Annotated in this window: 22 protein-coding genes and 1 other RNA gene; 9 read left to right on the top strand and 14 right to left on the bottom strand. The window is 37.0% G+C overall.

Annotation, left to right across the window (positions count from 1 at the left end; translation table 11 throughout):
* Positions 1-4 precede the first annotated feature (4 nt).
* The 4 genes from BM327_RS03100 (at position 5) to BM327_RS03085 (ending at position 5,229) form a co-directional block, all read left to right on the top strand.
* Positions 5-2,239: a TonB-dependent receptor plug domain-containing protein gene (locus BM327_RS03100; protein WP_170853653.1), complete on the top strand. Its 2,235-nt coding sequence runs from the start codon at positions 5-7 to the stop codon at positions 2,237-2,239.
* On the top strand, positions 2,236-3,186 hold the full coding sequence (locus BM327_RS03095) for an HmuY family protein (RefSeq protein WP_090246201.1): 951 nt from the start codon (positions 2,236-2,238) through the stop codon (positions 3,184-3,186). Before BM327_RS03100 ends, BM327_RS03095 begins: the two co-directional genes overlap by 4 nt.
* Positions 3,187-3,498: 312 nt before the next feature.
* Entirely contained in the window at positions 3,499-4,392 is an 894-nt protein-coding gene (locus BM327_RS03090; protein WP_090246199.1) for an ABC transporter ATP-binding protein, read from the top strand.
* A gap of 3 nt (positions 4,393-4,395) precedes the next feature.
* Complete coding sequence (locus BM327_RS03085) at positions 4,396-5,229, top strand: ABC transporter permease (RefSeq protein ID WP_090246197.1); 834 nt, start codon at positions 4,396-4,398, stop codon at positions 5,227-5,229.
* 77 nt (positions 5,230-5,306) lie between these two features.
* Here the strand turns inward: BM327_RS03085 and BM327_RS03080 are convergent, their stop codons facing one another.
* From BM327_RS03080 to ssrA, 14 genes are all read right to left on the bottom strand, one after another.
* The gene (locus BM327_RS03080) at positions 5,307-5,729 is read right to left on the bottom strand and encodes a hypothetical protein (RefSeq protein WP_090246195.1); all 423 of its coding nucleotides are present in this window, start codon (positions 5,727-5,729) and stop codon (positions 5,307-5,309) included.
* 65 nt (positions 5,730-5,794) lie between these two features.
* Entirely contained in the window at positions 5,795-6,445 is a 651-nt protein-coding gene (locus tag BM327_RS03075; RefSeq protein ID WP_090246193.1) for a hypothetical protein, read from the bottom strand.
* A 77-nt stretch (positions 6,446-6,522) separates the two neighbouring features.
* Positions 6,523-7,122 carry a hypothetical protein gene (locus tag BM327_RS03070; protein WP_090246190.1) on the bottom strand — a complete coding sequence of 200 codons (600 nt, stop codon included), beginning with the start codon at positions 7,120-7,122 and terminating at the stop codon, positions 6,523-6,525.
* 74 nt (positions 7,123-7,196) lie between these two features.
* Complete coding sequence (locus BM327_RS03065) at positions 7,197-7,574, bottom strand: hypothetical protein (RefSeq protein WP_139230224.1); 378 nt, start codon at positions 7,572-7,574, stop codon at positions 7,197-7,199.
* 45 nt (positions 7,575-7,619) lie between these two features.
* The gene (locus tag BM327_RS03060) at positions 7,620-8,498 is read right to left on the bottom strand and encodes a hypothetical protein (RefSeq protein ID WP_090246186.1); all 879 of its coding nucleotides are present in this window, start codon (positions 8,496-8,498) and stop codon (positions 7,620-7,622) included.
* A gap of 54 nt (positions 8,499-8,552) precedes the next feature.
* Complete coding sequence (locus BM327_RS03055; RefSeq protein WP_090246183.1) at positions 8,553-8,840, bottom strand: hypothetical protein; 288 nt, start codon at positions 8,838-8,840, stop codon at positions 8,553-8,555.
* A gap of 69 nt (positions 8,841-8,909) precedes the next feature.
* Complete coding sequence (locus BM327_RS03050) at positions 8,910-9,449, bottom strand: hypothetical protein (protein WP_090246180.1); 540 nt, start codon at positions 9,447-9,449, stop codon at positions 8,910-8,912.
* On the bottom strand, positions 9,446-10,861 hold the full coding sequence (locus BM327_RS03045) for a hypothetical protein (protein WP_090246178.1): 1,416 nt from the start codon (positions 10,859-10,861) through the stop codon (positions 9,446-9,448). Before BM327_RS03045 ends, BM327_RS03050 begins: the two co-directional genes overlap by 4 nt.
* A 7-nt stretch (positions 10,862-10,868) precedes the next feature.
* Positions 10,869-11,435, bottom strand: coding sequence for a hypothetical protein (locus BM327_RS03040; protein ID WP_139230223.1), 567 nt, complete (start codon positions 11,433-11,435; stop codon positions 10,869-10,871).
* 69 nt (positions 11,436-11,504) lie between these two features.
* Positions 11,505-12,050, bottom strand: coding sequence for an NADAR family protein (locus tag BM327_RS03035; protein ID WP_090246174.1), 546 nt, complete (start codon positions 12,048-12,050; stop codon positions 11,505-11,507).
* Positions 12,047-12,757 carry a DUF6567 family protein gene (locus BM327_RS03030; protein ID WP_090246171.1) on the bottom strand — a complete coding sequence of 237 codons (711 nt, stop codon included), beginning with the start codon at positions 12,755-12,757 and terminating at the stop codon, positions 12,047-12,049. The genes BM327_RS03035 and BM327_RS03030 overlap by 4 nt, the downstream gene beginning before the upstream one ends.
* Positions 12,758-12,959: 202 nt before the next feature.
* Entirely contained in the window at positions 12,960-14,291 is a 1,332-nt protein-coding gene (locus BM327_RS03025) for a PIF1 family DEAD/DEAH box helicase (protein ID WP_090246170.1), read from the bottom strand.
* Positions 14,292-14,736: 445 nt separating this feature from the next.
* Positions 14,737-16,167, bottom strand: coding sequence for a carboxypeptidase-like regulatory domain-containing protein (locus BM327_RS03020; protein WP_090246168.1), 1,431 nt, complete (start codon positions 16,165-16,167; stop codon positions 14,737-14,739).
* Between the two features lie 227 nt (positions 16,168-16,394).
* Positions 16,395-16,799: a transfer-messenger RNA gene (gene ssrA, locus BM327_RS03015) on the bottom strand.
* 263 nt (positions 16,800-17,062) lie between these two features.
* On the opposite strand from ssrA, the gene BM327_RS03010 reads away from it, so the two are divergent.
* From BM327_RS03010 to BM327_RS02990, 5 genes are all read left to right on the top strand, one after another.
* A complete protein-coding gene (locus tag BM327_RS03010; RefSeq protein ID WP_090246165.1) occupies positions 17,063-18,490 on the top strand; it encodes a zinc-dependent metalloprotease in 1,428 nt (475 codons plus the stop codon).
* Positions 18,491-18,647: 157 nt separating this feature from the next.
* On the top strand, positions 18,648-20,033 hold the full coding sequence (locus BM327_RS03005) for a zinc-dependent metalloprotease (protein WP_139230222.1): 1,386 nt from the start codon (positions 18,648-18,650) through the stop codon (positions 20,031-20,033).
* Between the two features lie 309 nt (positions 20,034-20,342).
* Positions 20,343-20,729: a hypothetical protein gene (locus tag BM327_RS03000; RefSeq protein WP_139230221.1), complete on the top strand. Its 387-nt coding sequence runs from the start codon at positions 20,343-20,345 to the stop codon at positions 20,727-20,729.
* Between the two features lie 114 nt (positions 20,730-20,843).
* Positions 20,844-21,692, top strand: coding sequence for a helix-turn-helix domain-containing protein (locus BM327_RS02995; RefSeq protein WP_090246158.1), 849 nt, complete (start codon positions 20,844-20,846; stop codon positions 21,690-21,692).
* Positions 21,693-21,990: 298 nt separating this feature from the next.
* The gene (locus tag BM327_RS02990) at positions 21,991-23,433 is read left to right on the top strand and encodes a zinc-dependent metalloprotease (RefSeq protein WP_170853652.1); all 1,443 of its coding nucleotides are present in this window, start codon (positions 21,991-21,993) and stop codon (positions 23,431-23,433) included.
* Positions 23,434-23,482 lie beyond the last annotated feature (49 nt).

Genomic DNA, 23,482 nt, shown 5'->3' with positions numbered 1-23,482 from the left:
AATTATGAAAAGATTTGTTGTCCTTCTCCTTGTTGTATTGCCCTTTGTAATTTTGGGACAAGTTCGTCTTCATTTCATTGCCGAAGATGACTTGTCTGATTTAAATGTACTATGCCATAGTTCTCAAAGAAATTTCACCCAAGAATATAGGTGCAACGGAGAGGGACAGCTTCTTTTAAGTGATGTCTGGAAAGTAGGAGATAGCATACATATACGTATCAATGATTTCGAACGCTATCAACTCGACACGCTTTTTCAACTTAAAACCACCCATATAATTTACCTCACCAATGTTCAGCTTTTGGAGGGTGCAAATGTTTACGCTAAAATGGATGAAATTCCTTTGGATAAAGCGAAAAACAGTTTGACCATTATTGAAAAGGATTTTATAGAGAAGACAGGATCTCAGACCTTGACAGACGTTCTCGAGAGTCAGCCCAATATTAGCATAAGCAACGATCCTGTTTTAGGACAAAGCATACGTTTGGCGGGGCAATCAGGAGAAAATGTACAAATTCTTATAGATGGAGTTCCTGTAATCGGAAGGTTGAACGGGAACATAGACCCGAGTCAAATCCTTTTAAATAACGTAGAAAAAATAGAGATCTTCATTGGAGACCTCTCCGACATATATGGAAACAATGCTCAAGCAGGTACAATAAATTTGATTACCTCGGGTGCGACTACAAAGCGTATCAGCGGTCAACTGAGTGCTTATTACGAAAGTTCCGGAAATTATAATGTTGATTTTTACAGCCATTTCGCCTTTAAAAAGCAGCGTGTTTCTGTGGCTTTGGGAAGAAATTACTTTGATGGATGGAGTCCGAACGATACTTACACCATGTTTCCTCAAGCCCAGTTAGCGGATGAAAACAGAATTCATGTCTGGAAACCAAAAGAAGTTTATTTCGGGGATCTTTCTTGGAGTTATAAATCTAAACGACTTAAAAATACCTTGAAATTGAATAGTTACTTCGATGATATCTTAAACCGAGGATTACCTATAGCGCCTTATCAACTTCAAGCCATAGACGAGCGCTATAAAACAACTCGCTTAGGGTTGAGTAACCAAAGCATTATACCTGTTAAAAAGGGTTATTTACAGGCTTTGTTGGCTTATAATTTTTACGAACGTCGCAAGGAGAGCTATTTGAAAGATTTAACAGAATTAACCCAGGAATTGTTGCCTGATGGAGTGAATAATACCCAAGATACCAGTAGCATACATGCACAAATGTTTCGTGGAATTTATCATTTGGACTTAAAACGATGGAAGATGAAAATGGGGGTTCACGAGTATTTGGAGTATTATTTTGGAGGAAGAATAGAGGAAGGAAGTAAGTTTATTTTAAGTGCGGATGCTTTTGTAAATGGACAGTATGAAATAAAGTCCTGGAAGATGCATGTTTTGGCTTCACTTCGCTATGGGTATAATTCTTCTTTTGTGATGCAGCCCGTACCTAAACTGAGTCTAGCTAAAAGTTTTGGAAAGGATAGGTTGAATTTAATTGCCACCTATTCCAAAGGCTATAGAGCACCTAACGTTAAAGAACTGTATTTTGACTTTGTTGATATTAACCACAATATACAAGGGAATCCTGATTTGAAAAGTGAACGCGCGGATAACCTTCAATTCTTATTGAAAGCAGATTTGGATAAGAAGAAAAGATGGAGTGTGGATGCCAGTTACAGGTACAATGCTATACATCATCAAATAGTATTGGGTTTGTTGGAGGGAACTACAACTTACACCTATTTGAATACAGATAAGGCCGATGTGAATTCTGCCTCATTTATGCTGAATTATACCCGAAAACAATTGGGATTACGCCTTGGAGGGAGTTACACCCTTTCAAAACTCTCAGGAAGTATAAGTGAAGAAATTAATAGTGCAGATCTAGCTTTTAATGGAACTTACAATTTTGTAAAAGGGAATTGGGGCTTTGTTTTCAGAAGTAATTATGTATTTGAACAAGGCAATTTATTGATTACAGAAGCAGGTGTGGAGCGCTCTACTTTGGCCCCTTATTTCAATGCCGATTTTTCGGTGAACAAGAGTTTTATTCATAAGAAATTAATGGTGAGTGCAGGGGTTAACAACGTGTTTAACAACACGCAACGACAGGTTATAGGAAGCTTAAATACAGGTCAAGCACATAATGCTTCTACGGGTAGTCTAAACTTAGCCACGGGTAGACAAGTCTTTCTTTCTTTCAATTATAAATTCAGTAAACCATGAGAATATTTTGTTGTATCCTTTGTTTAGCTGCAGTTATTTTAACAGCTTGCGAAAAAGAAGAGCTGCCTGTGGTTTACAAGGCAGATGGTAGTTTGAGTATAGATAATGTGGAAATGGGCGAAACCTATGAAACTCAACTTTTTTACAGTTTGGTAAAACAAGAGGTGGTAGCCAGTAACAGTAGGTTTAACCACGATTTTAGATTGATCCATGTTGGAGATACAACTTTGATTCGTTTGAATTCTGCCAAATACATGAGGGCTTACCCTTTGTTTGGAAGTTTTGAAGAGAGCTACATACCTGATGAAAATAAGTTTGAGGTTGATAGAGTTGCTACATTTTTTGACTCAACGGTAATTGATTTGGACCTTTCAAAACTATACATGGTAGACATGGGAAAATCAGCTACTGGAAGCGCTTTAGGTTTTTACAAGGTTGAATTTCAAGAAGTAACAGATGGTTTTAATGTTAAGTTTTCGTTACCAGATGCAACCTTTGGTAGTGATTTATTAGTTTTACATAATGAAAGTGCTGGAATTCAAGATTTTTCAATTTTAGAACAAAAGTCACTTGAAAATGTTCCTATTAAGGAAGATTGGGATATAAAATTTACCCAATACACAGATATTCTAGAAGGCCATACTCCGTATTTAGTAACCGGAGTATTGCTGAATCCTTTTGGAGTTGAAGTGGCCAATGTTACAGGTCAGAAGTTTGAAGAATTAGATTTAAACAGTGTACAACTCCTCAACTATACCGTAAATAGAGATGCAATAGGTTATGATTGGAAGTCCTTTGATTTTGGAACTTCCGCATATGTTCTTGAAGAAGGAAATGCCTACGTTTTGAAATGCATGGACGGCAAGTACCGCTACCTCTCCTTTGTTGGTTTTTATAACGAACTGGGCGAAAAGGGAACACCAAGTTTCGAAATAAGGGCTTTCTGAATTCTGAGGTAGAAGGCGCTGAATCTTAGATTTGGCGCCTTTGATTTTCTATACTTTTACATAAAACCTAAAGCTTAAGCTAGAGTCAAATCAAATAGCGATAGGATGAAAAGCACATGCACTGGGGTGTTGGTGTACTTGGGCTAAACGAGCGACCAGCGGAAGCTTGATGAGCCTTAGTACAAGCTGGTCACCAGAAATGGGCTTGTAAGGATAGCGCGGCTATTTGCCCCTAAAAATCACCACTTATAAAAAGTCAAAAATTCATTACCCAGATTTTGTTACTTTCAGGCTATCCAAACTTTATCTACTATGGAAAGTGTATTAGAGGTCAAAGGTCTCACCAAAAAATATAGGCGACTCACCGCTGTAGATCACATTGATTTAAGCATAGAGAAAGGCGCTGTTTACGGACTCTTAGGTCCGAACGGAAGTGGAAAATCTACCACTTTAGGTATGTTACTCAACGTGATAAACCCCACGGAAGGTAGTTTTAGCTGGTTTGATGGGAAAAGCTCATCACAAGCGGCCTTAAAACGCATAGGAGCCTTGATAGAACGCCCTAATTTTTATAGCTACATGAGTGCCTATAAGAATTTGGAATTGGTCTGTAAGATTAAGCAAATTGACACCACAAATATCTCTGATAAGCTGACTTTAGTAGGACTAGGAGATAGGCAGCACGATGCCTTTAAAACCTTTTCTTTGGGAATGAAACAGCGTTTGGCCATAGCTTCGGCTTTGTTAAACGACCCAGATGTTTTGATTCTCGATGAGCCTACCAATGGTTTTGATCCGCAGGGTATTTTGCAGATTAGACAATTGATCAAAGACATCGCCAAGAGCGGAACAACCGTGATTTTGGCCTCGCATTTATTAGATGAAGTAGAGAAGGTGTGTACGCACGTTTTGATCTTGCAAAAGGGTAAAATGCTCTACAACGGAAAAGTAGATGAGTTGATCGCTTCCAATGGATTTTTTGAATTGAAAGCGGACGATGCAGAAGAAATGATTAAGCATTTGAAACTGCATAACGCTTTCGATAAAATAACAGAAACAGATGGATTGTACCGTGTGTTTTTCAAAGATATCATTACGCCATCTAGTTTAAATTATTACTTAATGCAAAATGGTGTAAGTCTTTCACATTTAGTATTTAAGAAGGAAAGTTTAGAAGAGCAATTTATTCAATTAACCCAAGCCTAAATCATGATAAGATTATTAAAAATAGAACTGTTCAAACTGTGGAACAACAAGCTGGTTAAAGTACTTATCTTCTTGTATTTGGGCTTACTTTCATTGCTGGCTTTACTAACGGCTGTGAAGTTTAATATCGGTTTATTTACCTTTGATTTGGCCAAAGAGGGCATTTTTGATTTTCCTATCGTTTGGAAAATAGCTGCCTTTATTACCGCTTGGTTCAAGGTGTTTTTAGCCATCATTATTATCAACTCTATTACCATGGAGTATTCGGGAAGAACTTTGAAGCAGAACCTGATAGATGGACTGAGTAAAAGGGAGTTTTTGTTTTCTAAATTTTTGGCCGTGGTCTTTTTTAGTTTGGTGGCCACTCTCTTTATAACCGTATTAAGTTCTTTATTGGGTTGGATACATTCTGCCGACTACACAATGAGCGAGTATTTTGAAGGATACATTTACATGTTGGGGTACTTGGTAAAGCACATTGCATTTATTAGCTTCTGTATGTTGTTGGCCTTTTTGATACGTAAGTCTGCCTTAACCCTAGGTTTGGTCTTTGTTTGGTACGTTTTTGAGGTTATAATTTTATTGGTGATTCGCTGGACTTTTGACATGCCTGAATTGGCCACAGAATTGAACCACTATTTACCTTTGATGTCTATTTACTACCTCACTCCAGAACCTTTTTCTCAATTGGAAACGGCCCAACAAATGGGACAAGCTATGGGCGCTGAAGTCAACTACGACAATGGTTTTGGAGTTAAAGCCTTTGTTACAGCATTACTCTGGATAGGGGTGTATTTGTTCTTAAGTTTTAGGCTGTTAAAGAAGAGAGACCTGTAGTGAGTTATGAGTTAAGAGTTATGAGTTAAGAGTTATGAGTTAGGAGGCTTGAAAAACTTGTTGTGAATTATGGGGGATTAATTTTGGGTGGTAGGACAAAGGCGTATGGTTCTGAGTTCAAAATCTATGGGGTTTGGTGCTCCGTTGCAGCCGTAAATATCATTAACTTCTGCATCCTTAGGATTGTTACTAATCATCCAGATACCTGCTTGGTTTTGGCGCAGGGTACCGGCTGAAATAATGTCCCCTTGTTTGAGGTTAAATTTACCCTTTCCCGTAAAACTTACTACTACTTGGTTGCCTTCTATTTTTACCTTCACGTTTTCACCTTGAACAAGCGTATCGTGTTCTGCTAAAAAAAGTTTGAACATGTATTCCCCATTGGGTAGTGGTGGTTGGGGTAATTTTTCCTTTGACGATTTTACTTTAGGATCTTCAGAATTACAAGCGACGAAAGAGAAGAGCAAAAGCAGTACTAGGTACTTTATTGAAGGGTTCATGTTGTAAATTTCTGGTAAAAGTAATCAATTTATAAACACTTGGTTCTAATGCATATAGCGCTTTTCTATGCTTTAATTTTAAGGGGATAATAAATCATATCTATACAAAGTTGCGTATTGTTAATATTTCGTGGGTCAGTAACAAAAGTGAGGGGTGAATTTTTTACATAGGGTAGGCGAATACCTTGTTTGATATCTGAAAGCGAATAACTTTTATTTGTTTCCAAATGTTTGATTATTAATCCTTCCAGATAAGTGTAACCGAGTTTTTCTAAAGTGTTTTCTGGTAGCTTTAATTCTACAAGGCTATCAGAGATTATCGTTTGTTCAAAAGCTTGAAAGAAATTCGAATAGTCTTCTGAATCAAAGTGTAACATGTTTTCATTCATGACACCCACTGAATCCACTTGATGGGGAAGGCTGTCTTGTATTCGTTGACGCATTACTTCATTGAAAGCCGACGTTTTTATTTCTTGGTAAGCACTCACGGCTTTACCCAGAAGTAAGGGTTGAACACCGTAATTGGTGTAGGATTTAATTTCGCAGGGGGTTAGGTAATCTGTATGTAATTTTATTTGAAGAGAGGTGGTTGCTCTGGCTTCGAAAATTCCAGCTTCATAAGCCTCTTGGGTTTGTTTATCTGTTAAACCTTGTGCAAACAAAGCAGGACTCAAGAATAGGGTAATTAGCGTAAGTAATCCTAGCAGTAGTTTCATCTGTTCAAAACAAAGGGGTTTATAGTAGAGTAATTTAACGATTTTTTTAGGCTCTGTAATTGTTTGGTGAAAATAATTTATGGTTTGCGATGCACAAGTATTAATTTTTCGAGCTCTTCGATGGCAATGTTTAGATAAAAAACACTGGCAAATTCATAGCCCTCTTTCTCCGCACGATTTTGTAAAATTTGTAGAAATCTATCGTTAATCTGTGCAGAGTTATCTTGTTGGAAAGGAGCTATACCAAAAAAGATAGTAATCCCTGATAGGTTTTGATAGGGTGACCACAATTGGAAATTATTTTGCTTTGTTTTTCGTCCCATTAAACTAATTACACCTTCTTGGTCAAAAAAGACGAGTACAGTATCATTTACACTAGGCCAAAATCCTTGATGGTGTTGGTTTTTGGTGCTTGTGCTATCTTGGTGACCATAAAATTGCCAACCATATTTACAAGTCTTGGGTGCTGTATAACTTAAGATGGAATCGGGTTGGTGGATGTAAGTATAGCGGATTGACTTTATCCTGCGGTGCACCTGCAAGGGTTCTGCGTGAAAGAGGGTGTCGAACGTAAGGGTATAATCTAGAATAACAACTTCTGCAAGTTCTTCGGTCTCATGAAGTAGTTCCTTTATGAAGATAGGCCTGTGTTTGGCATGTACGGGAGTTATTGCCATCAAAAAAAGGATATGGAAAAGTAGAATTTTCAACATATCCTTTTAACGAATTTATGACGCTAAGTTACTTTAAACTAGTCAACGATCTGTTCAATTTTTTGGTAATCTTCTTTGGAGATGGTACAAATTACTTGTTGCTCACCATCCAAGATTAAACCTTTTTTCTTGTTGTCTTCGTATGGAAAGTGTACGATCCAAGCACCAATGTTATCACCTTGAATCGTATAGCTGATAATACCATTTTGATTGCTGTATGCGTATTGACTGTAATCACTATCCACGAGTGTTTTACCATCTTGTACAACTGTTACATGGTCTGGCGTAAAGTTGATTTCAAACTTTTCTTCGAGGCCATTCATACATTTCCATGTGCCTTGAAAAGTGTCAGACCCTGAGCAACTAAAAAGGACAAGACTTAGGAGAGAGAGTAGGAGAAAGTTTAATTTTTTCATGTTGTGAGTATAAAATATTGCTTAAGTTATTCGCTTTGTGTTTAACTATTTTTCTTCGATTAATGTGTATTCTTTGCGGCTAAGGACGAGTTGCCCTAAGAAGCTTTGCTGACTTTCACTGATGTAACTGGTCATGATTCCTTTTTTACTGAAAAGTACATCTACACTTTTAAATGATGTTGGTTTGTCAACCGCCTTATCTTCTATTGTTGTAGATAGAATTTTTACACTATCACCAAATTGTTCTTGTGCAGCTTGTGTGAAAACTTGGTTCATATCTGTTGTTGATTCCAAATGTCTTTTGTATTGAAAAAGGTAGTTTTTACCATTCTTAACAACCCATTCTGAAGTAATTTGTGGACTAACATTGCCGAACATATCCTTTTTTTGTGTCGTGTCGACTTTAGGAGCAAGATAAGGGTAGTCTGTAACATAAATGCCCATTAATCTAGAGCTTTGTTTCATTGTTTTTACAATGTCTTCTCTCACATTTTCCTCAGCTTGCGCGTATTTATCTTTGGGTAAACCTAAAGAATCAAACATGGCAAAGTAGCTTTGTTGCAAAATGCTATCGTTTAACAGTTTTGTTTTCTTCGTGTTGTAATTGTATTGAAGAATAGGTGGTGTTTTAGCATAAACACTCGTTGCTAGGTTAGTATAATTCTCATCAAAAGATACAGAGTATTGTAAAAGACTGTCATTGTTCTCGAGTATTGTCAAGTTCACTTGGTGTTCCGCTCGACTTGTATCCATACCCGTATCTGAGGGAAGGATACGTAACGACTTTATAGAGTAGGTATAGGTTTTATTGTTTTGAAAAGAGGGATGAAAGCTAATGCTTGCGTCTTTCTTATTCTTCTCAACTTGAGCGTGTGTAAATACTGTAGCACCCATAAGGGCGATTAAGGTGATTATTTTTTTCATGTAGTAGTTTTTAAGATTTCCGAAAATAAGAATTATTTGAGTCTGTACTAAAAACTACAGAAAACTAATCATTAAACTAATACAGGTAACTATGCTCGTGACAAGTACGGCTAAGGTGGAGTAAAGAAAAAACTTCTTGTTTTTATGGGCTTTTAAGTGTTTCATGCTAAAATACAAGAGTACAAATTGACCAAAGAAAAAAGGAATGGTTAACAGTTCTACAAAAAAGCCTAACCAAGGTGCTTTGAATTCTAGTTCAGCCGCGATAAAGAGAAGTATGAAATAACTTGCTACGACGGTGTTAAACAATGCCAATCTTTGAGGATGTATGTTCTTTTGCATGCCTTAAATATAAAGGATTAGATGAGATTTAATGAGGGTGCATTAGTTGAAGGTGTGATTCATTGCAACTTAGTAATATACACTTTCTCCCAAAGTATCTCCCGCGTTGTTCGTAAAGCGCATGTAGAGTTCCTTTTTGTAGATGTTGTTTTCGATAGAAAAAGGAGTTATTTCTCCTTCGTAGAATTTCTGTAGATGTACCTTCTCAAAAAGATAGAATTTGTTTTCAACAAGTTTATAGCTACAACACATGTCCATCAACCCGTCAGAGGTTAGTTTTAAAGCAAATTCATTTTCTCTGTATTCTTCAACATCATTTTGTAGAGGAAAAAGAAAGATGTAAACGATGAGAAAGAGAAATAAGTTTTTGGTCAGTGCTCCAATTCCAAATACTACTACGATAAAGGGATAGATGGAAAAATAATAACTAAACTTTTTGAAAGGTTTGAGGTGGTAAAAGAATAGCGCTAATCCACTCAGGAAAACACTTATCTCTACCCCTAGTTCTAGGTGTTGATGCAAGGAGAAAGCAAAGGATTTGCAGGAAATCCAATTGAGCAAGGCTAGTCCCCAAGCTACTAAGTGAATGCGGAGGAGGGTGGTTTTCATTCGGCATGCGTTGGAATAAACTTAAACTCTTGATGACCATGAATGTACTCCATTTTATAATAAGTGTCACCTTGTTTTAATAGCATTTCTTTATCGGCAACAAAGGAAACAATCATGTATACTTCTTGAGTTCTCTTGTTATAACTCTCGTGCCAAATTAAAAGAAGCTTGCTATCCTTTAATTCAAATTCTCCCCGTTTTTTAACATATAAATTGCTTTGAATTTCGCTGCGTGAATTGTTGTACAAACAGAGTGTTTTACGATTTGAAAAGAGATCGTAAATTACAGTATCTTGATTTTCGTCTAAAAATGTCTTTTCCATAAATTGCCATCTTCCAGTTAAGTTATTTTCTTCTTGTGTTACTGGTCGCATGGGTATGTAGAAATGACGCATAAATTCGGGACCATTCACGTAGTACATGAAATAGGGTAGATCTTTGTCCTTTCTTTTCATAATAACAAAATAGGCTGAATCTATGCTTAAGGTTCGACCATCTGGAATTTCCTCTTCATCCGCATAATCCACAATGGCGAACCTTACTTCTGATTCAATCCTAACTCCCTTTTTATTGAGTTCAAGTTTTAAGTTTTCGGTAACTTTTTCAATTTTCTTATTGTGCAAAGAAGCATTTGAAAACCTTAATTCCTCTAGTTCGGTGACATGTCTCGTTGTGTCTATGGATAGGTAGGGTAGTTTGATAATATCTCTTCCCTTTAAGTTTTCTGTTTTATTTTTTGCACATCTATCCATGATATATGCATAACTTTCTTGTAAACTTTTTCCTGCAGGAACTTGTGCAAATAGCAGTTGATCCATCGTGTCTTTACATAATATCTCTAGAATAAAATTTCCCTCATCAACATAGTCATGTAATACCATTCCTTCATGATTGTCATATTCAGATTTAGCAGTTCCAAAGTAATCCACAATATATTTATTGTTGAATTTCTCTTTCGGATAATCCTCTGAAAAACCAGATTTGTACGCTAGATTCTTATATAAATAAGCATAACCTAGAAGTGCGGTGGGCGGTAATGAATCTTTTGTATAATCTTTATTGAATTTGTCTTTAACATGGCGAGCAATGGTGTCTTGAATACCTTCACTTTCCAACCCTATAGTAGCGTAATAACTTTTGGCTTCTAAAGGAGAGGTGTAGTTTTTACTTACGGCTGAATTTAATTGTTTAACGATTTCTTTTTCCTCAATAAAAAGGGGAGTTTCATCTAAATATTTGTAGATTTCATTCCACACCAATTCTACACCGGCACAGTAAACTAAACTTGTGTCCTTCTTTAAAGGCGTATCTAAAACTTCCGTGAATTGAACTTTTTGAGTATACCCTTGAGCAAATGAAAGCGAAAAGCTGAGACTAAATAATAAAGCTGTTATTAATATGGAAACTTTCATGTTTATTTTAATTGGATGAAAATACAAATTGACCCTCGAGCATTTTTCTATGTGTAAAAACGTATTCTATTTGATCAATAATATTCAGGTATTCGAAGTCATTGATTGGAAATGCACTGGTGTATAAATGATAGGGAAGTCCTGTTTCATTATCGAGGTGTTGCACAATAAGTTTTCCAAGCGGTTGTTCAGGATGATCTTTGTTGTAAAGTTTATCCGGGTCGAAATAGATAGAAAATTGACCAATGGGAGTGGTGTTTACCGGTGTGTCAAAAAAAACATAGTTGTTTTGAAAGGAAAAACTTTTGGTGTTGAATGCGAGTTGTTCTTTTCCTTTTAAGGTCCACAACGTAAGTCGTAAGGGAATTAGAAAATACAAAGCCATATATACCACGCCGCCGAGTAATTTACCTTTACTAACCTGCTCTGAATCATCAATAAATAAAAAGAAGAAAGGAACGGCTAGAGATAGACAAAGTAGAATTAATCCAATTTGCATTTGACGGGAAGGCTGATTCTGAATGGTAACAAAAACATTGTTGTGATCGGATTCGATGTAGCACCTTGATTTCATTAATTATTCGTGTTTGTATGGTTTATATAATTTTTCGCTTAAGGAATTGAATTTTACTTTATTCTGATTTTAAGAATTTAAGATCCTCCTGGTTTCCATCAACGCAAAACCAAGTAAGTTTAATCCTCTCCAGGTATGCGGATTTTGAGCCTTTTCGCTGTCTTTGGTTAATCCAATTCCCCATATTTCATCAACAGGACTGGCTTCTACCAATACTCTGTTCGGTGTATTCAATAGGAAGGTTTTTAAATCTTCATTTTGACTGAATTTCAAAAGATTTCCTTGAACAACGATATCAAAGCGTTTTTCTTCCCAAGTATATATATCAAATCCACGTACTTGTCGCCCTAAATCTTTGGCTTCACCTGGTGATTTTGATTGTTGGATTTTTTGTGCTATTTCTTCATCCTTAAACAGCAGTGATTTGTGGTACATCATCCATTGTTCGGTAGAGGTGAAGAGTTGATTTTCATGGGTAAAACTGCATTTCCACCACTGACTAAAACAAGAACTACTTACACTTCCATCTCTACTGGGTTGATGTCCCCAGAAATAAAGAAATTTCAGTTTTTGCCCTTCGTCAAAGGCTGTTATTAACTCATTTAAACTTTTCATTCTTCTTTAGGTTGTTCAGCTTCATTGGTGATTGCTGTGTATTCGATTTCAAAATCAGCATCTCCTTCAGTATCTACTAAAACCCTGTTGTAACCAAAGGCTTTTATAGTACCCTTGGAAAAATAATCAGATTCAAAGCTAATCTCTTGTCCCATCTGATAATTGTTAAAGACAGGGAGTACTTTATAAAAGTCGTTTTCAGAAATCAATTTAATAACGCCCTTGGGTGTTTGAAGTTTCACTTTAGCGTTGGCTTGTCGTTCAATGAAAAATCCAAGAAACTCCTTTTTGTAATTAAATAATGAATCTCCAAAGGCGTATAATTCTGATGTAAATTCAGTTCTGTCGGGGTAGGATGGGTCTTGTGTTACATCGATTACATCCGCGGTAATGGTATAAGTTACCTTTGAAAACAAGGGGTAAAAGGCATGAGAAACGTTGAGGTTGATGTTTTTATAAACTTCGTTGGCATGTAAAGGTCTGTTCTTTATCATATTATCCTTGGCGTTTTTTAAGAGTATATCCGTGCCATTTCCTCCAAATCCCCAGAAATAACGCGCGCTTGCTGTACCTATGGCTTGGTCTTCTATGGGTACAGGCTGACCATAATCTAAGGAAACGATATGCCCCCTATGAACAACTGCACAAGAAACTAAACTAAAGGAAGCAAGGAGGAAGAAAAGGCTTTTGAAAACGTTGATTTGCATGTGATTTACGTGTTTGAGTTATACTACGAAAATAAAATTTTCTTTGGAATTAAGAAGGATGGGGGATTTTAACTACAGAGAACACAAAGTTTACACGGAGATCACAGTGAGATGATTACGCTCTCTTTAAAAACGGAAATGATATCGGGGTAGGTTATCTCGACACTACCCAACTCAAAACTCCTAACTCAAAACTCCTAACTCATAACTTCTTCAAACTTCTCCCTCCAGATGCCTTGATAAAAGCCTTCCTGTCTTTGTCCAAAATGTCAGAAGATATCAACTCGTTTTGTAAAGAAAGTTCTTGGAAACGTTTGTCTGCCTTTTGCGCCAGGCCATCTATTTGTAAGGCACGTTGGTTAAAGCCCAAAAGTTTTAAGCTGTCTAGTTTGCGTAAACGAGATAAAGCAACGTAACCCTGACCTTTTTCAAAAGTCGCACTTAAATCTACCTCTGCGGCATCTAAGGTCATACCTTGACTCTTATGCACAGTTATCGCCCAAGCCAAACGCAAAGGAATCTGGTTGTACCATGCCAATTCATTGCCTTGTTCATCGTCTATGGTCCATTTTTCAGGGGTTGCCGTGATAATGGTTCCGTCCAACAACTTCACCTTAGGAAAACCGGTAGATTCAAAATCGAAGACCTCTCCCAAAGAACCATTGATGTATCCTTTTTCGGGTGAATTTTTCACGAACATCACCTTGGCACCTTCTTTCAAAGGCAATTTATCGTAAGCCAAAACCGAACGTTTCAAGGTTTCTATCAAAGCTTGTTCTCCTGAACTTGTCGCTCTGAAATTACGCTTACGCCCCGGTAATTTGTCGAGTTCTGCTTCATTCAAAGCATCAACATCCAAATTGTGGGTGTATAAACGGGTAGGAGTAATTTTTTCGTCGAATTGGGTATAACTGGCCGCTTCTAACATTTTAAGTTCGTGCTGACCAATGGTATTATTACGTAACGCATCCAGTATATCCGCCAAAGGATCTTGGTTTTGTCTGTATTGTTCGGTCAAATAACACGGATGAAAATCAGCTTCTCCCCAAAGGGTTGACATAAAACAAAACTTGTCTCTACTCATCTCGTTTTCCGTACCAATAGGAGGGAGCTGAAAGAAATCACCACATAAAACCACCTGCATACCTCCAAAAGGATTTTTGTTACCCTTGAACATACACAAAACCTGGTCTACCGCTTCCAATTGCTTGCGGTGCAACATAGAAATTTCGTCTATAATGAGCACTTTGGCTTTTTCTATGGCTTTTTTGAGGTATTCCTTGCGCTGTAATCCGCTTAAGTCGCGCTGAGTAAGCTCTTGCTTGATGCCAATTCCCGCCCAAGAGTGTATGGTTTTCCCCGAAATGTGCGTTGCTGCAATTCCCGTAGAAGCTGTAACGGCCACCTTTACTTTACAATCCCTGAGGTGTTCTATAAACTTGTTCAACACGTAGGTTTTACCAGTTCCTGCCGATCCTGTTAAGAACACATTTCTACCAGATTTGAGTATTTCGAGGGCCTTTTCTTGGGTCATGCCGGCAAAGGTACTGGAAATTCAAAATTCAAGGTTCAAAATTCAAAATAGTTATTAAGAGGGTAGATTTGAAATTGGAAATTTGAGATTGGAAATTGGAAATTTGAAATTTGAAATTTGAGATTGGACATTGGACATTTGAAATTGTAATTGAATATGCGAGATGAAGGTGCTAGAGGATAGTGCAAACGGCCGCGCCATCCACTATAGTACCCCAATAAAGTTCAAAGCAAAGCTAAACAAGCCTTGCACTTCCGGTGGTCGTACCCGCCTTGCATAAGTTTTGCTAAGCCCTTTTTTGGCGCGCTGCCATTGCTGTCGCTGTTTGATTTTCATTGCTTACGCTGCAATAAACAATTTATGAAAGGCACAAGCAAAAGTCTAAACACGAAAAAAGGGCTTTTCATTTTACGCCCTTTTTCCTTACTGATATTTCCCTCGTCTTTTATGAATGAATATTGATAGGATAAATTTTCCATTTTCCTTCAAAGTAGTATAGGTTATAAATGTGATTGTTCACCTTTAATTCAAAATGCTGGCTATCTATTTGACTTAATGAATCCTCCTTCAGATGATCCAATATAAAATGGAAACGCTCGATTAAATGCTTTCTCTCCGCTTCGGAAAAATACTTTCCTGTAATGTTCTTATGTTCCTCCAAATAGTTTATGAACATTTCGAGTTCATCATTTTTGAACACACATAAATATTTCAATGCGTAGATAACATCATCGTTTTGAAAAGCTTGAATAAGAGAATTGAACAATTCTACCACAGTGGATTGTGGGTATAAGGAGAGGTTTTCTTTAACCTTTTCCAATTGATTAAATTGTCGATTTTCAGCATCCATATCATTTCCTTCCGATTTTCCTTTCGTAAAGGTGGCTGTGATATTAACACATGGAACGTGTAAGGAAGGATTGACTTCTTCCAATTGCTCGTAATAATACATCATTAGAGAATCTGGAATATTGTATTGGGTTTTAGCCTTGTATTCAGACCACTTCATCCACTTGTCGTTAAAAGGAACGCTATACCAAATTTTGTTTTTTGAAAGGGAGTAAGCTTCGTATCTGGCACCTAAAACTATACCGTTACCTCTTTTAATTTCGCTTATAAGTGTATCTTTTTCAGTCGTATCATTAATTATCAGGGTTTTATAAATCAAGGTATCCTGGTAGTTTTTTGAATTTTCAGCCGCGAACCACTCTATGCCTACGAAACAACCATTTTCACCTACGGTTATACGCTCTTTGCTAAGATCAACCTGTACCCACTCGTTTCCTTTTGCACCTGATACCACTATATTGGTAGTAGTCAGTTCTTTGTCGGGTTTTATTTCTAACAAGGATACATCATAAATATGAACTCTAAAATGAGCATTAGGAATTCCGTTATCAGTAAGGTATACATTCACATGTTTTAACACCCCTAGCATTGAATGCGCATTTGGAATATAAACAGCTTGTATCATTCCATTGTAGGCGTTAACGCCATAATCGGGGAGTAGTTTTCGAGGCTTTTTAGTAAGTCCTAGCTTCCTCAATTTAAGCTTGCCTTTATCTTGCTGAATTGCTACTACATCAAATTGTTGTTCCTTTGGCGATAAGGCTATTCTACTGGAAGCATACAACTGTTGAACTGCATACTTCTTAGATTCATACCCTAAACTAGAAATGAGAATTGTATCGTCTGTTGAACGCAAAGTATCCAAACTAAAATAACCTTCGCTATTGGTTAAAACAGTGCTCTTTGTTTTGATCACCCGAATATGTGTAAAGGGAATGGGCTCATTGTTTAAACTATCCACAACCTGCATCTGAGCAAGGACATAAGCTTGAACCATGAACAAGGTGAAGAGTAGAAATTTGACCATATAGTATCAAAAATAAACATCTAATTCAGTAATGCGAATTTGGTAGAAAAGCTTTAACAAAAAACAACTTTTTGGATTTAATCGTTTCGGCTTTAGAAAGTAATCTCATTATGAACAACTTGTTCACGAAAGAAGTTGAAGTGTGAGTTGGAGTGCGAGTAGGGAGGGACAAAACACTTTCTCGCAAGAGCAATCGCTGTTGCTCATTACTCTTGCTCAAAACTGTTTTGTGGAGCCGGAGGGGTTCGAACCCTCGTCCAAACAATGGCTACATTAGCCTTCTACATGCTTAGTCTGCGCTTAAATTTTCGACGATGCAGTGGAGGCAAACACCCGTAACATCGCTTAGCTTCTTTAGATCTCGTATTTGGCCCGAAGCAAGCCGCCTACCAGCCTTTATTTGTTGATCCCTCCGATTCCAGCTTCCAAAAGGCGGGGAGGCCGGGGAGGAACTTGTCCCTCTTACTGTGCTTCAGAGTGGATTAAGCCGAATAACATTCAGTTATTAAGCTGCAAGAGCGTATGACGTGTTGTCAATTATCGTTTGAGACCAGGGATTAACGAGACTCACCTCATGTCTCGACATGCTTATACTAACCCAACTCAATCGCTGTCAAATCCAAGTCGGCCCCAATAATTATTGGTCGTACAAAGATAGAAGTTCATTGTTTCTACGCAATAGTGCAATGCATAATTTTAAAAGGAAAGTTGGTAAGGGACAATATACCTTTAAGAATGAAGTGTTTGATTAGCTTTTTTCAAAGCTTATCCTTCTACATTCCTTCTAACTAAATGTCAAAATATTGTACTTGGACAAGTTTACTTTTCGTTCAACTTGGTTTGTCAAAGTTGAAAGCTTTGTCTATTTTGTTGCTACAAATCCTAAATCACTAGTATGCAAATCAAAAATTCAATTTTTATCTTCCTAATTGTATTGCTATCAACGCAAAGTATTTCACAAGAATCAACATTGAATGACCACGATCAGATGCAATGTGGAAGTGATGAAATCTTAAGGCAAATGATGGACAATATCCCTGGCTATGAAGATTCTCTTCACCAACATATGCATGAATTACAGCAGATTTTAAAAAGTCAAACCCATGCCAAAAGTTTAAAAGATGTGTATACACTACCTGTTGTGTTTCATGTGGTCTATAATAATGAAACGGAAAACATTCATGATTCTGTAATTTACAATCAACTTGATGTTCTCAACAAAGCCTTTAGAAGGCAGAATGAAGATACGGTGAACATGAGACCAATTTTCAACCAGATAGTAGGGGATGCAGGAATTCAATTCGTATTGGCAAAGGTAGACCCTGACGGAAACCCTACCAATGGTATAACTCGTACTTATACAAACATTAAGAATTTTTATCCCGAAGCTGAATATGTTGCAGGTCAAGGCTCGGTGACTGATAAATCACAAGTTTCGAGAATAATGGATGATCAACAGGGTGGGAAAAGTCCTTGGAATACCAATAAATACATCAATATTTGGGTGGGTGACCTTTCGCAGTATAGGTCTACTTCTAGTGGATACGTGGATGAGGATGCCTTGTATGGTGTAGCTTCCTTTCCCAAGCATCAGTCTATTCATTTTGATAGCACTAATGGTTTTAAATTAAAAGAGGACGGTATAATCATGCATTACAAAACAATTGGAAGTAACAACAACATTCCTTACACAAATAATTATTACCCAACTGGCTTCCTAGATAATAAACGAAAAGGAGGTAAAATGCTTGTCCATGAAATGGGACACTATTTAGGATTGTTTCATATTTGGGGAGCAACAATTTCCAACTGTGAAGAAGGTGATTACATCCATGATACCCCTGGTGCCTCATTGGGTTCCTTAGCCGATTGTAATATTATGTATAATCAGAACAATTGTATAGACACTATTTTGGGGCAAGATTTACCGGATATGATAGAGAATTACATGGATTATTCTCCAGATGTTTGTATGAATTCCTTTACGCATGGACAAATAGATATAATGCGTTTGACCATTAACATTTATAGACCCAGTTTATTAAACTACGCTGCAGCAAACATTGATTCCTTTAACGAACAAGGAAAGGTAGCTGTTTATCCAAACCCAACACGGGGTAACTATACCCTAAGTTTCGAACAATTTCAAAAGGAATTGACAGTAATTGTGTATGGTATAGATGGGAAAGTAATATCTCAACATGATTATGCGAACACGAATTCTATTACCGCAGAATTAACAGGTGAAAAAGGTATATATATTATACACGTTCATTTAAGTGATGGAAGTGTTGTAAAAAGGAGTTTGGTTAAAGAGGCTTAATAGAGGATTGAAAAAAAGGGTAAGAATGATTCTTTATATCAGCAGTTTTTGCATTAATCAATTTTAGAACATATTCATTTTCTGATTTTTAACTATATTGAACGCACAAACTACATTTTGCAATGAAGTGCATACACAAAACCAAATTATTAAAACTATGAATCACCTCAAGTCATTTTTGCTTGTTTCTAGCTTATTAAGTTCAGTAAGCTTATCGGCACAAGCGCCAACAGAAATTCCGCAAATAGAGAAATGTGGAAGTCACCATCTCATTCAGCACAAGGAAGCTCAACATCCGGGGTACGCCGTCATGGCCGATCAGATGATGACCAACCTTAAAAGTGTACTGGAAAGTTCAGTCCATGCCAAAGATCAGAGTACTATTTATACTTTACCCCTTGTTTTCCACGTGGTGTATAACAATGCCACCGAAAATATACACGATTCGTTGATACACAATCAAATAGAGGTTTTGAACAACTGTTTTAGAAGAATGAATGCCGATACGGTAAATACACGTTCAGAATTTCAAGACCTAGTAGGGGATGTTAAAATTCAGTTTAAATTAGCTACGGTAGATCCTCTGGGAAATCCTACCACGGGTATTACCCGAACGCAAACCTCCATTGCACATTTTATGGGAGATATGGCTTCCAGCTCCTTTATGACAGATTTTTATTCCAATATCTTTAGAATTACCGACGATCAAAACGGTGGGAAAGCAGCCTGGAATACAGACGAATACATCAATGTATGGGTTGGTGATTTATCTGCTTACGCAAACAGTCCGGGCAATGGTGTACAAGAGGTTTTGTTAGGAATGGCAACCCCACCTTTGAGTCATACAAGTTTTGCCAATTTACCAGGTATGTCAGATTTAGAGGAAGATGGCGTGATTATGCACTTTAAAACCATAGGTGCTAATAACACGATTCCCTTCAATACAAGTTCTGCCAATAACACCAACAAATCGGGTAAAGCTATGGTGCATGAACTCGGTCACTACCTAGGTTTAAGACATATATGGGGAGATGGTGATTGTATGGCTGATGACTATATAGATGACACTCCATTGGCATCCTCAGCTTCCTCTGGGAGTTGTTCCTTTAGTTTAAATCAGTGTTGGGATGATATCAATGGTCAGAACCTTCCAAACATGGTTGAAAACTATATGGATTATTCTACAGAAAATTGTCAAAACTCCTTTACCCTAGGACAAGTTGCTATGATGAGATTGACTTTAACTACTTATCGTTCTGGACTGAACAATCATTTTGCTTCTGTAGAAAATGAAAACATGGAGGTAAATGTTCAACTTTATCCTAATCCTACAACAGGACTATACACTTTGAAATTTGAACATTTACAACCTGAAATAAAATTGGTGCTAACTACCATGGAGGGTAAAATAGTGATGAGCAATACCTACCGAAATACCATTGAAATACAAGAAGATTTAAACGTAGACAAGGGTGTTTATCTCTTAAACATCTACTCGGCTGAAGGAGGTCAAGCAATAAAGAAAATAATCAAAAGCGAATAAACTAAGAAGTACATATTTTAGGCCCGAGTAAGTTATTTATTCGGGCCTTTTATTTGAACTTATTTCTTGTAAAGCTCATATCCTGTTTCAGCCTTATGAAAAGTTTTGGTTACTCTTCATGTAAGGATTTCGTCGATTCATTATCCTTCAATAATTCCCCTTCAAAAAGTATTACAACCACAATCTTTGTAAATCAATGAATTACAATATTTCAGTCTGTGTTTTACTCTTTTGGCATCCTTTTTGAAAATGCGAGGGAAGTAAAATAAAATAATGAATCAGGGAATATTTCCCATAAAAAACTTAAACATGAAAAAAGCCACATTTATCCTCCTAATTGGTTTAGGATTTGCCTCTTGTAAAGATGAAATGAACATTGATTACGTGATTGAAAACGCTAGCCAAGAATCAATTTTTGTAAAAGGTGAAGATCAATTAAAAGGGGAGAGCATAGACGTAGAAATCGGAGCGAATCAAGACATGGTTATTGCCAATTACTACGACAAAGACAAAGAAGTAACTGCTTACGAACCAAAGGTTGTATTGGGATGCGAGATGATAGTTACCAATGCCTCAGGAGATACAATGACTACCCTATATACTGATGAATCTATCTGGCAAAAAACAAAATCTAAGGATGGAGATGATACAGATATCACTTATTCACTCTTCCTAACAGAAAGTGATTTTCAATAATATTTCTACTAAACCGAAAGAAGACTGCTCATAAGAGTGGTCTTTTTTTGTTAATCTCTTTTCTAAGGTTTACAATATTTCTACATATTTGTTGTTCCTACTTCAATCAAGGATATGGAAGATCAGTTTTTTCAAACATCACCGCCACAAGCAAAGGCGCTCAAACACTTAATTGCGTATTATTATTTTCATACCTCTGAGGTGGAGGGTGAGAAAAAATCCTACATCTACTATCCCAATTACTTAAATGCACTCAGTATATATAAAGATGCCGAATTTGAACTTTTGGGTAAGTTCGAGACCTTCTCCAAACCCAAGCCAAACTCAGGTTTTTCTTTGGGGTATACCAAGCTTTTACACAATGCATCTAAGGCTAACATAACCGGACCTTTCAATAAAATAGGTGTGGTTTTTCAACCTTTGGGCATAAACCACTTCATTCATAAACCGCTGTCTAGTATTTGTCCAGAGCAAATCAATTTGAATTTTCAACACTTTACACCTACCATAAATAAGGTGTTAGAAAAGGTCTATCAAGAAAATGAAATTGATAAAAAAGTGGCGTTGTTAGATGATTTTTTCTTAAACCATTTTCACGAGTTTGAAGATCAAAAGCTCCTGAAAGCTGTCAACCACCTGCACCAAACCGAAGACAAGGTAAGTGTGGAGGAACTCGCCGAGCACGTGGGGGTGAATAGAAAAACGCTTTTGCGTGCCTTTCGAAAACATCTAGATTGTTCGGTTATTGAATACATCAACCTTATTCGTTTTAGAAGAGCTGTGGATAAATACCAAAGGTTAACAGATAAATTGAGTCTTACAGAGGTGGCCTTGGAAACGGAATATTACGATCAATCAGAGTTTATCCATCATTTTAAAAAACTCACCGGTTTTAAACCCAAATCCTTTTTTAAGAATTTAACTACTCTTGGCAAGGAAGGGACCTATTGGACCTTCGATTAAGAACGTCTACCTTTATTCCTACCTAAGTGTTGATGTGTTAATAAAGAGGGATGCTCTGTTCGAAATCATTTCAAATCTTATTCTTCGTTCTAGTATTGTTGACATTTCTCAAATCTAGATTCCTAAGTGATAGTGAAGGAACAATCTTCAATCTAGGTTCCTGAGCGATAGCCGAAGCACCAATTTCAAATATCTAATATCTAATTTCAAATCTCCAATCTAAATCCCCCTTGTCCCAAATTTCCAATTTTTAAGGAAACTCCCTGCTTATCTTTGTTAGGAATTAAAAATGAACTTAATGTTAGAAAAAATCACTCAAGCCTTGTTAGCGCTATTGGTAGCAGGGGGTGGACAAGTCTTTGCTCAAGCCATTCATCCTGCTCAAACCAATGGTAATCCCGTAGCTCCAACCTGTGGAAGTTATGAATTGATGCAGCACGTAGATCAGCATCATCCGGGTTTTATGGAAAACTCAAACACCATGATGGAACAGATACAGCATATAGTTGCTAACCAAGCACAGGCGAAGGGACCAACGGATTTATATACTATTCCTGTTGTATTTCATGTGGTTTACAATGATCCAACGGAAAACTTGCCAGACTCAGTTTTGGAAAATCAATTGTTAATCCTCAACGAATGTTTTAGACGCCAAAACGATGATAAAATTAATACCCGTTCGGAGTTTTTACCTTACGTTGGTGATGCTGGTATACAGTTTAAATTCGCAGAACAAGATCCCGATGGAAACCCAACTAATGGGATCACCAGAACTTCAACAAACATAACGCATTTTGGAGGTGTTTTGCCTTATGGTCAAGGTCAAAACCAAGAAATTGCAGATTGGGTAAATGATAGTTTGTATTACAATTACTTCCGTTTAACCAATGATACTTTAGGAGGTATTTCAGCTTGGAACACGGATGAATATGTAAATATTTGGATAGGTGATTTGAGAATATTTGAACCTCAATTCAACAACTTCGAAGAGATCGTCTTTTTTGCGTTGGGAATTCCACCTGTTGGCCATGTTAACTTCCCAAACACAGGCATAGATGTGTTACAAGCCATGGGAGATGGAATTTTGATGCACTATGTGAATGTAGGGTCTAATAACCCTAATGTTTTCCCTAATCCTTACGACGTTTATAACGGAAAGGCAAACGGTGGTAAAACCTTGGTGCACGAAATGGGACATTATCTTGGTTTGCGTCACATTTGGGGAGATGGAGATTGTACGGTGGATGATTACGTGAATGATACTCCAATGGCTTCAGCACAGTCTAATTACAACTGTAATTTAACTCTAAACAGTTGCGTGGATGATATAGATGGTGTGGATTTACCAAACATGGTGGAGAACTATATGGATTATTCATCTGTGAGTTGTCAAAATTCTTTCACCCTTGGTCAAATAGCAGTAATGCGTATCGTTTTAGAAGATTACAGAACAAATTTAGCAGAGGTGAGTTCTATGGCGAGTACAGAAGAGTTTTCGATGGAAGAAATCAAAGTTTATCCAAATCCAACTTCTGGAACTTTTATCGTGGATCTAGGAGAGCTAAGCACGGTACAAACGCTTCAAATTCTTTCTGTAGACGGTAGAGTAGTTGCCGAAAATGAAGGTGTTTTGAAAGGGGAGATCTCTTTTGTTTTGGAAGAAAAGCCGGGTGTTTATTTCATCCGAGTTCAAAATAAACAAGGAGAGAATAAGGTGCTGAAATTAATGATTCAATCTTAATAGTGAAGATATTTTATGTGCAAAAGGAGGTTTAACGACCTCCTTTTTT

Source organism: Lishizhenia tianjinensis (genome assembly GCF_900116425.1).
GTDB lineage: Bacteria > Bacteroidota > Bacteroidia > Flavobacteriales_D > Crocinitomicaceae > Lishizhenia > Lishizhenia tianjinensis.
This window is presented reverse-complemented; position numbering and strand designations above follow the sequence as displayed.